A 12,044-nucleotide genomic window follows, 5' to 3' on the forward strand; every position below is an offset into this window, starting at 1 on the left:
TGCAATACCCAAAAAAATACAGTATAGTAAAAAGCGACAACGATGTCGCTTTTTACTTGGAGGGACTTATGAAAGCAGCACAAACACGTAATCAGATTGTGGTATCTTCCCGTTCTTTATTTATAGAGAATGGGCTAAATGGCGTTACAATGACCGATATTGTAGATGCAAGCGGATTAAGTCGCGGTGGTGTCTACCGCTATTTTCAAAGTGTCAAAGAGGTATTTGAAGCACTAATGGAAACAGAGCTCTCGATAAACAAAAATCGTGAGTACGGAAGCTTTGCAGACTACTTAAATGAAGAAATTCTAGAATTACGCAATATTCGAGGTACATTACGATTTGCGGGATACGAATACATGATGAAATATGCTCAAACGTCTACTTTGGCACAACGGATTTACGACGTAAACATCAAACAAATTATGACATACGGTCACCGTAATGAGTCCGAAGCGACGATGATTTTTACGCAGCTCGAAGGCATGACGGTCATGGCATTGTCGGGTATTCTAAATGATGCAGTTATTGACACATTTAAAAATAAATACAGATAAATTAAGAGGTTAAGAAATGAAAGATTTAAAGATAATACAAAAGCATATTGGGCTTGATACGATGTACCAAATCGAGATTGGTATGGTCACATTATACTTAAACAAGACGATTGCCACGAAAGAGTTGGCACGAATTATGAAAGTTCCAACACCGCTTGCGACAGCACTTAAAAAGGAACTTGTAAAAGCAGGATACTTGAAGCGTGAGAGTTTCTATATGCTAACACCCATGGGGATTGATTATGTTGAGTCGGACTTAGGCTACCGAGGAATCAATAAAGAATTTTATATGCAACTCATCAAAGACGAAACAGCACGATTGAAGTATATCCAGTCACAGCTGGATGCGCTAAATTTATACTATGAAACAAGACCCGATGCAGATGTGACATTAGATCAAGCACATGCGACATTGCAAACGGTCATAGCTCGTGTCAGTCGCTATATCCTCGATCCACTGATTTTCAAAAAACAAATTGTATTCTTAGGTGATGATGATTTAGTTTCCATTCTCCTTGCACAAGTATTGAAGTCATTGGGACTAAAGCAAACTCAAATAACTGTATATGATATTGACCAAAGGGTTTTGAACCATATTCAAAAAGCGGATAGAAGCATTAGGTGTATTCAAGCAGATTTTCGACAATCCCTAAATACAAATATAATTGCTGATCTTATATTTATGGATCCACCATATACAGTTGCGGGTGTGGCAAGCTTCTTGGAATTCGCTCAAAATCTAATTAGTGAAACCGGAACCGTTTATTTGTCTTTTAGCGATAAGCAACGCGCACATCAACACGAACTACAAAAACATATTACAGCAACAGGGTGGTACTATTCAGAAATCATTGAAAACTTTAATAAATATCAGGGCGGTGGAATTATTGGTAATCAGAGCAATTTATACATCCTTGAACGTGCTACAGCGTCATCTTTTGAAACGAGTATGTACACCTATGATTCAAAACGTAAGGGGCAAACGCAAGTATTGGGGTATCATAGCTTGTATGAATTACGGGATAGTAATGCTTCGCTCCTCAAAAATATCGCGTATGTTAAGGAAGCGATGTATAGAATTGTCGACACATTCAAGCTCACTGCTGTAACTGATGAGTTTCATCAGTTTGATCCATATGGCGTCAGCGGAGCAATTATTCTGAGTGAATCTCACTTTACAATTCACACGTGGCCTGAGCATGGTTATGCGGCACTGGACTTATTTGTATGCCATGAAGATATTCATGAATACGAGATTCTTCAACAGTTAAAAGTTCTTTTTGAGTCGCGGCAGGCAACAGTCCGAAAATTAGAACGATCATATTAATTTTTTTTATCGCAAAAGTGACACAATTGTCGCTTTTGCGATACAGTGTATAAATAATTATCAAATGCCAGTAAATCCAAAATCATTCGAAAAAGATTGAAACCTGCATCAAAAAGGAATACAATAATCTTACGCCGACTTAGCTCAATTGGTAGAGCAACTGAATCGTAATCAGTAGGTTGGGGGTTCAAGTCCTCTAGTCGGCACCATTTACTAGGTACACTGTATGTAATCATACAGTTTTTTTATGTAATGGGAAGAAAACGCAATCCAAGGCTATTTGACTAGGAAAGCAAAATGAAATTTGTTATAATGATTTTGTAATAAAAGGAGAGTAATTAACTATGGAAGGTATTGAACTACTAAGTTTTCAAATGATCTCATTCAACGGATCAGCACGCTCATGCTTCATCGAAGCAATCGCAGCTGCAAAAGAAGGCGATTTCGATCGTGCAGAACAATTGATGGCAGAAGGTGAAGAACAATTCGTTGAAGGACACCGTGTACATGCTCAATTAATTCAACAAGAAGCTCAAGAAGGTAATACAGCAATCAACTTATTGTTAATCCATGCGGAAGATCAAATGATGAGTGCAGAAGTATTAAAAATTATTGCAGCTGAACTTATTGACATTCACAAACGAATTCAATAATAAAAACCACCCTAGGGTGGTTTTTTGTTAAGAAAGTCCCTAAAATATAGGACTACATGATACAATGTACAAAAGTGAGGAAAGAAAATGAACATGAGTGAAATTGTCGTTATGATTTGTCGCTTTGTAATCATAGCGCTCTACGGATTTGAAATGATGCGATACAATCGCGGAAAACGTATTGATGATACGTTGAAATTGAAGTTTGACGTAAGAAGTTGGATCGAAATCGTCGTTGTGGGTGTGCTGAATATTGGCTTTATTATTTATCCAGACTTGAAAGCTAATGTTTCATTCTTGACCTTTTATGGTTTTATTATGCTCATTGTGACGTTTTATCATACACGACGTATTGTGGCATGGGGTAAAAAGGTTATTTTTATACTCGAACACTCATTTTACGTTAAGGACATTACACGTGTTAAGTATGAAAAGGGGCGTCTATCTTTCTTATTAAAGGGACAACCATTCAAACTGCGAATGCCACTTACAGACATGAAGGCCCTTGAGCAAAAATTTGCTGGAAAAAATTTCCGTTAAGGATTTGCACTAGTTAGTGCAATGTCAACGCTTTCTTATAGACTATTGAAACGTAAATTGTTATAATGTTCTTGTATCAAGGAGGGTATTATGAGAAAAATTATTCTACTATGTTCAGCTGGTATGTCAACAAGCATCTTAGTGAACAAAATGAAAGAGTCAGCAGACTCACAAGGTTATGAAGTTGAAATCTCAGCTCACTCAGTAAGTGAAGCTGCACGTGTTGGAGCGGATGCAGATATCGTTCTTTTAGGACCACAAGTTCGTTTTAACTTAAGTACAGTTCAAAAACAACTTCCTGAAAAACCAATCGAAGTTATCGATATGCGCGCATACGGAACAATGAACGGTGAAGCAGTTATTGCTGAAGTTAAAAAAGTATTGGGTGACTAATTAAATCACTAAAAATGTTAGGAAACTAACATTTTTTATTGTCAAAGCAAGGAGCTAAATATGAAACCATCAATCGTATACTGGACGGGGTCTGGTAACACACAAATTATCGCTGAAGCGATACAAGAAGCAATCGAAGACTTAGGAATGCAATGTGAAAGTAATTACGTCAGTGATGTCACTGCAGATGACGTAAAGGATTCGGATATATTCTTTTTGGGATGTCCTTCGATGTCCGGTGAAGCTGTTGAAGAATATGAATTTAGGCCATTCTTAGACGATTTACTCCCACATGTTGCTGGAAAAAAAGTTGTTCTTTTTGGTTCCTACGACTGGGGTGATGGCGAATGGATGGTCAGCTGGAATCAGGAGATGATTGATTCAGGTGCAGAGGTACTCGATCGCTATCAAATCCAATGGGAACCTAATGATGAGCAACTCGCAAATGTGAAGGAAAAAGTAACGTCTTACTTCAAAATGTAACTTGTTTCATGGTTAATGTAAAAATAGTGTAAAAAATAGTGAAAGTCCGTTGACTTTTACATTTTTCAATGTATAATGTAAACATAGATAGCCAAACTATCTTATATAATACTTGTCCTCAAGAAGATTCGTTGACACTATTTCCTCAACTAATGAAATACATTTATATTTCCTCCATCAGTAACAACGAATCGTCTCCTTTATAAAAACACACGGTAGGGTGTGTTTTTTGTTTGTCATAGCGTATAATGTTAACGAGAGGTATTCATATGAGAGTTATGTATCCTGGATCTTTTGATCCAATCACTTTAGGTCACATTGACTTAATCGAACGTTGTTCTCGAATGTTTGAAGAAGTAGTTGTCGCAATCATGGGTAATGATAGCAAACAAGGAACATTTTCGATGGCGGAACGTTTAGAGCTAGCGCAAGAAAGTGTTAAACATCTACCCAATGTAGAAGTTAAAATTGGTGATGGTCTGACCGTAGACTATGCAGTTAAAGAAAACTGTACATTGTTAATTCGTGGTATCCGTGCGGTTATGGATTACGAGTATGAGTTGCAACACGCTGCAACGAACCGAGTCTTGAATCCTAAAATTGAAACATTATTTTTGGTGGCAGATCCCCATTATTCATATATTTCGTCGTCAGTTGCTCGAGAAATTGCACGCTTTGGTGGCGATTTAAAATCACTCGTTCCGTGCAATGTAGCGGATCGACTCATCGAGCGTTATGCTCAAGAGAAATAGCTGAAACTTGCTATTTCTTTTTTGCGGACATAGCTCAGTAGGATAGAGCGAGCGCCTCCTAAGCGCTAGGCCACAGGTTCGATTCCTGTTGTTCGCACCAATATCAAGTCAACCCACCTAAACGTGGGTTTTTTAGTGTTGTGGTAGAAATACAAAGGAACTTTTAAAATTTGATCAGGTGCATATACAACGATTTAGCCATCAAAGATGACTGTATAAACATCACCTTGTATGGGTAGCACGATGGTATGATATAGTGGATATCAAGTGAAAAGGCATGGTTAAATAAGGAGAATGTCATGGAGATTCAGGATATTGTGGTTATTATTTCATTGATAATTGGTATAGTTTTTCGACGACAAATCGACGAAGCTCTAGGTGATCATAAACTCAAGGTATTTTTATTACTGTTGTTACTTGTACCTCTTATTCTTTATCTAATCTATTAGTTTTTGTAAACGGAGAGCACTTAATTCATAAAAATTAGGTAAGATACCTAATTGAAAGTACATAATTTGCATATAATCAAAAGGATTGATTGTAGAAATGGGGGAAAAAGTGATAAGATAGCCTATATGTATGTCTATCAACCAAGACTGTAGAAAGGAAGAATAAATGGGAAATCAACTCCGCGTTCTCGATGCCCTAGAATTCCATCGCGCAGACTTAACACAAACCGAGCAAAGACTTGCAGACTTTATCTTAGAGAAACCCCAACGCGTTGTCGGTATGTCAATTCAAACCCTTGCGGTTGAAACAGAGACGAGTGCATCAGCGGTTAGTCGCTTATGTCGTAAAATTGGAGTCGAAAGTTTTCAAACGTTCAAAGTTATGCTTTCGAGTGAACTTGCGCGTCACAGCTATAAGTCAGCGAATGAAATCTTGCACTATTCGAAACCGCAAGAAGCCAAGCATGATATTTTGAAATCAGCATTTGAAGCAATGAATCAAACAACAGAAGATTTGACAATGGAAGAGATCAATCCCATTGTCGAATTACTCTATCATGCGAAGAACATATTCCTATATGGGGATGGATTTTCTGTGTTGGCTGTTGAAAACTTTAGACAAAAATGGTTACGTGTTGGTAAAGCGGTGTTTGTGGTAAACGATCAGGGGTCAGATCGTGTGACCATGTATTCGCAAAAGGAAGACTCTGTTTATGTAGCAATTTCAAATTCAGGGAACTCATCAAAAGTCTTAGAACTGATGTTGTTTGCGAAGAGTATCGGATTTAAGACACTAGCAATTAGTCGTCGTGCAGACAGTCGTATTGAACACAATAGTGATTATAATCTCTATACTGCACCGGTAAGCACCGAACCAACTGCGCTTACAAATTCTATTTATGCACAATTTATTGCAATCGATATCTTGTACAGTGCATACGTGACCCGATATGGCTTACAAAAAGCTATTGTCGTTTCAGATTATTTCAAATAATAAAAAAGGATGGTAATCCGTAGACGATTACCATCCTTTTGTTTGTAGGCATAAAAAAACTGAGAGTGAATCTCAGCTAAATTATTTATTGGTGCACCAGAGAAGATTTGAACTTCCACAGATTGCTCTACACGCCCCTCAAGCGTGCGCGTCTACCGTTCCGCCACTGGTGCATTGCCTTAATGCTAATGTATTATAACATTAGATTTCACATTATACAATACTAAAAGAAATAAAAATAATACAAGAAATTAAAGTGTAAAAAAGGCAGTGAAAAACGAGCTGTGATATGATTAAAGGGAGGTGGTTGTATGAAAAAAATATACATGATAGTTGATGTACAAAATGATTTTGTTGACGGTGCGTTAGGATTTGAAAAAGCCGATGATGTTGTGAAACAAATCGTAAAGACATTAGAAACAAAGCTTGAGCCTGAAGATGTCGTCGTATTTACGCGAGACACCCATTATGAAAACTACTTAGAAACGCAAGAAGGGAAACGATTACCAATTCCTCATTGCATCCATGGAACCTATGGTTGGGAAATCGTTGAAGCATTGTCGCCATGGATTAAAACCACGACCCAGATATTTGATAAACCAACATTCGGGTCACTCGAACTGGGAAATTATTTAAAAACACAGGATTTTGATGAAATTGAAATCATGGGTTTAGTCTCGAATATTTGCGTCATCACAAATGCTGCGATTGCGAAAGCTGCACTTCCAGAAGCTCGGATTGTTGTGAATCGAAATTTAACATCGAGTTTTGATGAATCCTTAGATTTAAAAGCATTGGAAGTTATGGCAGGATTCCAAATTGATATTCTTGGTACTGAAGCGTGAAACAATACCAACGCAACATTATTGGCATATTTCTAACACTCACAATCGTTTTTTCGGGGCTGTTTGGTTATATCTATTTTAATCCGTATGTATCCGCGACGGTGGTTCGTCGTGCTTTTGATGTGGGAATTGCGAAACCGCCTGAAAATTATGATGAAATTCGAGCACAAGTTGATGTCCAAGAAAATCTGGTCTATCCATCAGTTGAAACAGATAACATCTTTGATCTCTATAAACCAAAAAATGCAACTGGAATGGAGCCGGTCATTATTTGGGTACATGGTGGTGCATTTGTAGGTGGTGATAAAGTGGATATCACAGAGTATTCAGTATTATTAGCACAACGTGGTTTTGTTGTGGCAAATATGAATTATCAACGTGCTCCTGAGGCTAACTATCCAAGTCAAATTATACAAGTTGGGGAGCTCTACTCGCACTTGTCATCCAATCGTGATTCGTACAACCTGAACATGGATAAAGTGTTTTATGCGGGAGATTCTGCCGGTGCTCACATTGTGTCTCAATTTGTCCTCATTCAAAATGATGCTGCATACTCAGAAAAAGTAGGGATCAAGCCTGTGATGGCTCCGAATACAATATCGGGAGTTGGATTATTCAGTGGTCCGTATGACTTGAATGAAATTCTCTCGTTTGCAGATTTTGGCAAAGGTGCATTGGACTTCTTCTTTGAGCGAATTGGTTGGGCATATTTTGGTGAAAAAAATTGGCGTCAAGGGGACTACATTGATGAACTGACCATCATCGATTATGTAAATGAAGATTTTCCACCTGCCTTCGTTACTGATGGCAATACAATGACATTCACCCAGGATGGCTTGAAACTGGTTGATGCGCTTCAAAATCTGGGCGTTGATGTGACTGCAGCATTTTATGATGAATCTGAAGCGGAGTTGGTTCATGAATATCAATTTATCATGACACTCGAACAGTCACAAATAACATTTGAACGCTTTGTTGAATTTTTAGTGAGGGTCGCTGGTTAGCGGTCCTTTTTTAATGCAACGATACGCATAGCGTGTTATAATAAATCATAAAGCGAGGAATTTATGAAAAAACAATTATTGGTATTAAGTGCAGGAATCTTAGCACTTGATTTATTCGTAAAATATTGGATTGAAACGACATTACGCTTAGGTCAATCTATAACAATTATCCCTAATTTTTTCGAATTAACATATGTCCGTAATTATGGTGCTGCATGGAGTCTATTATCAGGTAAGCAATTTGTGTTCTTATTTGTGACACCAATTATTATTGGAGCATTGGTCTATTACTACGTAAAACAATCTGAACCCCTCCACTTAACAGCAATTGCTTTTATACTTGCTGGTGCAGTTGGGAATTTTGTAGATCGTGTCGTATTTGGATATGTAAGAGATATGTTTAGTTTTAATATATTTGGCTATGCCTTCCCAGTTTTCAATGTTGCGGACATGGCAGTGGTATTTGGAGTTTTTTTAGTAATATTGATTATTCTTCGTGAGGAGATGAGGTTAAAACATGAACAAAATAATGATTGATGAACAATTAGAAGGAATACGCATTGACCAGTATATGGCACTACTGCTTGGAGATTACTCCCGTAGTGTTATTCAAGCATGGATTGAAGATGGGAAAATTCTTGTTAATGATAAAACAACGAAGCGAAATTATCGCTTGAAAGAGTCTGATGTTGTGAGTTATGAAATCACAGAAAAAGATACAACAATTCAACCGATAAAAATGGACTTGGATATCGTGTATGAAGATGAGCATCTTATGGTTGTGAACAAACCCAAAGGATTAATTGTTCACCCGTCACCGTCGACACTAAACCAAGCAACTTTGGTACATGGACTGCTTGCACACACAAACCATTTGAGTGATTTAAATGGTGAATTGCGCCCAGGTATTGTCCATCGTCTCGATAAAGATACATCGGGTCTATTAATTGTTGCTAAAACAAATGAAGCACATGAACTTTTGGTAGAGGCCCTCAAGAATCGTGAGATTTCTCGTGAGTATTATGCACTGGTACACCATGCATTCCCACACCAAAGTGCAACTGTAGACGCACCAATTGGTCGCGATACCCGTAATCGCCAACGAATGACTGTCACAGATAAAAATAGTAAAGAAGCAGTTACACACCTTTTCTTGGTTGAAAAGTTTAAAGATCATAGCTTACTCAGATGTAAACTGGAAACCGGTCGTACACACCAAATTCGTGTTCACTGCAGTTACATCCAACATCCAATTGTAGGCGATGCAACCTACAGCTACAAGAATACACTGGATACACAAGGACAATGTCTTCATGCATTCCGTCTAAAATTTACGCACCCAATTACACATGAAGCCCTAGAATTTGAAAGTCAAATGCCACAAATTATGCAAGATACAATCGATGAAGTGAGACGCCTCGATTCGTGAATAAGCTCTATGGTGCATGGCTTATCGAACTTTCAAATTATTTAATCAAAGAACATGGTTATCAAATGATTACAATGACAAAAGCAAATGATGAGATTTGGTTAACCAATGCAACGCATGCGTCATTGCCAATTATTATGATTACGAGCAAACCGCTGCAGGCGATTGATCCGCTTGCAATTCAAGCGCATCGAGAATCGCTTGCCGTCGTTTTTAAAACGGAGGCTAAAGGCCTTAATATTTCTGTTGATGACAATACAACGGTACGTAATGACGAAAATGTCGTTGTGTTGCCAGGGTATACATCGCATTCAAAATTCATGGAACAATTTCCAAACATTGAAAACTCAATTTCAATGAGTAGCAATCCAGAAAAATCATTATCAAAAGCAGTGATGGATCTTCGAAAAACAATGTTTAAAGCACAAAAACAAGTTCAACGCAAAATGTTCCCAGCTACCAATGCCATTATGATTATGGCGATGATAGGGTATGGACTTGCGCTGTTCTTGGCAATGCAAGGCTTCGACTTTGATAGTGTTATGATCATGGCAGGTGGATTCTATAAACCCTTAGTCGGCTATGGTTACGAAGTGTGGCGTTTTGTCACATCAGCATTCGTGCATATTGATTTCTTTCATCTTCTGCTAAATCTGATGATACTAAGAAACATTGCAACGTTGTTAGAACCCGTTGTTGGATGGAAACGTTTCCTTATCATATTCTTTGTTGGAACGATATCAGGAAATATGTTCCTCTTTATCATGCAAGATACTGCTATCGGATATGGTATGGCTGCAGGACTTGCGGCAACACTGGGTGCACTTCTAATCTATGTGTATGAAACTCAAATTTATAAAGTGCCTCGTGTACTTAGTCAAATTTCTTCGATTGTATTCATGAACATTTTGATTATGATGCTACCAGGTTCAAGTTACACAGCGATGGGTGGTGGGCTGTTTGCTGGTCTTCTTCTTGGCTTCTTGTTCTCTAAGCGCCGAGATTGGGAAAGCATTCGCACAGGATTAAAAGTCTTAATGCCTATCTTCTATATTCTTCTTATTGCGATCATGGTGATGCAAAAAGATGCAATTAGTAATGCAACGATTGCAGAGAATTTAATCAAATCATGGGATAGCTTTGGATTTACTGGCTATTCTGAACACTTAAAAAATATACTTTCATAGGAGGCTTTATGTCGAAACGTCAAAATGCAATTTCTTGGGATGAATATTTTATGGGTTTAGCACATTTATCTGCTAAACGTTCAAAGGATCCCTCAACCCAGGTCGGAGCAGCAATCATTGACCCGCACAAAAAAATTGTTGGAATCGGATACAACGGATTTCCAATCGGAGTAAGTGATGATGAATTTCCGTGGGAGCGCGATGGTGAAATGTTAGCAACAAAATATCCTTATGTTGTACATGCTGAACTCAATGCAATTCTGAATGCTACGACATCTTTAAGAGGATGTTCGATTTATGTTTCGCTATTTCCATGTCATGAGTGTACGAAAGCGATAGTTCAGAGTGGAATTACGGAGGTTGTCTATGAAGACGATAAGTATGCGGCAACGGACTCTGTCATCGCTTCAAAAAGAATGCTTACGAGTGCAGGTGTTTCGTTACGACGATTAGAAAAACCAGTCCGTATTGAACTGGTTAAAGATTAATTATTTTTTGAGTATTTGCAAAATGGGTTTTTGCGACTTTATGTAAGGCATCCTGCCCATAGCGTTCGATAAATACTTTACCTGCAATATCTACATGAGCTCCAGCACCTTTAGGGAATTCGAAATCATAAAGTGTTCCTAATTGGTCGAGCGCTTCAAGAAATGCAAAGCGTGCAATGATTGCAGCGCATGCTACAGCTAAATATTTATTCTCGGCCTTTGTTTCAAACGTTAAGTCTTTATAGACTTCGGGTTCTTGAGCAAGGGCTTTGAAATAAGCATCCTTAGGCATGAATTGATCAATTACGGATAAAGTGGGCATTGTTATTTTCTTCGATAAATTCAGGAAAGCCTTATTATGAAGCTTTGCTTTGATAACGTTCATATTCATTGTTTTATGGACACTGTTGTATTTAGCATTTTCTAATACGAGCAGGCTATATGTGATGGTCTCCATGATAACGGGTGCGAGTTGTCGAATCGTGTCGTCATTAATCTGTTTAGAATCTACGATTTTGCTGACGGGAAGGACATTCAGGTCTGCATCAGTAAGATAAGTAGCACACACGGTAATTGGACCAAAGTAGTCTCCGGTACCAACCTCATCAGATCCTGCCATAGGATAGCGAGTTGGTGTTGCGTTACTTTGAGTAGATACTTTCTTAGTCGATTGTGTTTCTTCTGATTCGACGTATCCATAAAGTGAAGCATGAAAAACAGCAGAATGACCTTGAAATACTACTTTTCCACTTGTGTATGCGGTAATTGTAAAATCGTCACCACGAATCTGGAAATGTGTGTACGGTAAGTCAGTCCGTATTTTGTAAGCGTAATAACGCTTTTTAAGATCAAATATTTGATCGTTTGTAAGTTTTAATGTGATTGGTTTCATAACAATAATATAGACTATTTGAAGTTGAATCACAAATATTTTTAGATTATG

At 37.9% G+C, this 12,044-nt stretch carries 15 protein-coding genes and 3 tRNA genes; 16 read left to right on the forward strand and 2 right to left on the reverse strand.

The window, feature by feature from the left end:
- Nucleotides 1–68: 68 nt before the first annotated feature.
- From G7061_RS03915 to G7061_RS03960, 10 genes are all read left to right on the forward strand, one after another.
- Nucleotides 69–557 carry a TetR/AcrR family transcriptional regulator gene (locus G7061_RS03915; protein ID WP_166119042.1) on the forward strand — a complete coding sequence of 163 codons (489 nt, stop codon included), beginning with the start codon at nucleotides 69–71 and terminating at the stop codon, nucleotides 555–557.
- A 16-nt stretch (nucleotides 558–573) separates the two neighbouring features.
- Nucleotides 574–1,884, forward strand: a complete 1,311-nt coding sequence (gene speD / locus G7061_RS03920; protein WP_166119045.1) for an adenosylmethionine decarboxylase — start codon at nucleotides 574–576, stop codon at nucleotides 1,882–1,884.
- A gap of 133 nt (nucleotides 1,885–2,017) precedes the next feature.
- A tRNA-Thr gene (locus G7061_RS03925) sits at nucleotides 2,018–2,093 on the forward strand.
- 135 nt (nucleotides 2,094–2,228) lie between these two features.
- Entirely contained in the window at nucleotides 2,229–2,537 is a 309-nt protein-coding gene (locus tag G7061_RS03930; protein WP_159635161.1) for a PTS lactose/cellobiose transporter subunit IIA, read from the forward strand.
- 87 nt (nucleotides 2,538–2,624) lie between these two features.
- Entirely contained in the window at nucleotides 2,625–3,077 is a 453-nt protein-coding gene (locus G7061_RS03935; protein ID WP_159635158.1) for a hypothetical protein, read from the forward strand.
- Between the two features lie 90 nt (nucleotides 3,078–3,167).
- A complete protein-coding gene (locus tag G7061_RS03940; protein WP_159635155.1) occupies nucleotides 3,168–3,470 on the forward strand; it encodes a PTS sugar transporter subunit IIB in 303 nt (100 codons plus the stop codon).
- Nucleotides 3,471–3,530: 60 nt separating this feature from the next.
- Complete coding sequence (locus G7061_RS03945; RefSeq protein WP_159641055.1) at nucleotides 3,531–3,953, forward strand: flavodoxin domain-containing protein; 423 nt, start codon at nucleotides 3,531–3,533, stop codon at nucleotides 3,951–3,953.
- A 269-nt stretch (nucleotides 3,954–4,222) separates the two neighbouring features.
- Entirely contained in the window at nucleotides 4,223–4,705 is a 483-nt protein-coding gene (gene coaD / locus G7061_RS03950) for a pantetheine-phosphate adenylyltransferase (RefSeq protein WP_159641052.1), read from the forward strand.
- A gap of 23 nt (nucleotides 4,706–4,728) precedes the next feature.
- A tRNA-Arg gene (locus tag G7061_RS03955) sits at nucleotides 4,729–4,805 on the forward strand.
- Nucleotides 4,806–5,320: 515 nt separating this feature from the next.
- Nucleotides 5,321–6,148 carry a MurR/RpiR family transcriptional regulator gene (locus G7061_RS03960; RefSeq protein ID WP_159638222.1) on the forward strand — a complete coding sequence of 276 codons (828 nt, stop codon included), beginning with the start codon at nucleotides 5,321–5,323 and terminating at the stop codon, nucleotides 6,146–6,148.
- Nucleotides 6,149–6,237: 89 nt separating this feature from the next.
- Here G7061_RS03960 and G7061_RS03965 read toward each other — a convergent pair.
- Nucleotides 6,238–6,321, reverse strand: a tRNA-Leu gene (locus G7061_RS03965).
- Between the two features lie 138 nt (nucleotides 6,322–6,459).
- Between G7061_RS03965 and G7061_RS03970 the strand changes: the two genes are divergently transcribed.
- The 6 genes from G7061_RS03970 (at nucleotide 6,460) to G7061_RS03995 (ending at nucleotide 11,101) form a co-directional block, all read left to right on the forward strand.
- Nucleotides 6,460–6,993, forward strand: coding sequence for a cysteine hydrolase family protein (locus G7061_RS03970; RefSeq protein WP_166119054.1), 534 nt, complete (start codon nucleotides 6,460–6,462; stop codon nucleotides 6,991–6,993).
- Nucleotides 6,990–7,997: an alpha/beta hydrolase gene (locus tag G7061_RS03975; protein WP_166119058.1), complete on the forward strand. Its 1,008-nt coding sequence runs from the start codon at nucleotides 6,990–6,992 to the stop codon at nucleotides 7,995–7,997. The genes G7061_RS03970 and G7061_RS03975 overlap by 4 nt, the downstream gene beginning before the upstream one ends.
- A gap of 63 nt (nucleotides 7,998–8,060) precedes the next feature.
- Entirely contained in the window at nucleotides 8,061–8,534 is a 474-nt protein-coding gene (gene lspA / locus G7061_RS03980; protein ID WP_166119063.1) for a signal peptidase II, read from the forward strand.
- Nucleotides 8,515–9,426, forward strand: a complete 912-nt coding sequence (locus G7061_RS03985; RefSeq protein WP_159638230.1) for an RluA family pseudouridine synthase — start codon at nucleotides 8,515–8,517, stop codon at nucleotides 9,424–9,426. The genes lspA and G7061_RS03985 overlap by 20 nt, the downstream gene beginning before the upstream one ends.
- Entirely contained in the window at nucleotides 9,423–10,613 is a 1,191-nt protein-coding gene (locus G7061_RS03990) for a rhomboid family intramembrane serine protease (RefSeq protein WP_159641043.1), read from the forward strand. Before G7061_RS03985 ends, G7061_RS03990 begins: the two co-directional genes overlap by 4 nt.
- An 8-nt stretch (nucleotides 10,614–10,621) precedes the next feature.
- Nucleotides 10,622–11,101, forward strand: coding sequence for a dCMP deaminase family protein (locus G7061_RS03995; protein WP_159638234.1), 480 nt, complete (start codon nucleotides 10,622–10,624; stop codon nucleotides 11,099–11,101).
- Here the strand turns inward: G7061_RS03995 and rnhC are convergent.
- The gene (gene rnhC / locus G7061_RS04000) at nucleotides 11,091–11,993 is read right to left on the reverse strand and encodes a ribonuclease HIII (RefSeq protein WP_166119066.1); all 903 of its coding nucleotides are present in this window, start codon (nucleotides 11,991–11,993) and stop codon (nucleotides 11,091–11,093) included. The two genes, G7061_RS03995 and rnhC, sit on opposite strands and share 11 nt — an antisense overlap.
- Nucleotides 11,994–12,044: the final 51 nt, after the last annotated feature.

This window comes from Erysipelothrix sp. HDW6B (genome assembly GCF_011301115.1).
Taxonomy (GTDB): domain Bacteria; phylum Bacillota_I; class Bacilli_A; order Erysipelotrichales; family Erysipelotrichaceae; genus Erysipelothrix; species Erysipelothrix anatis.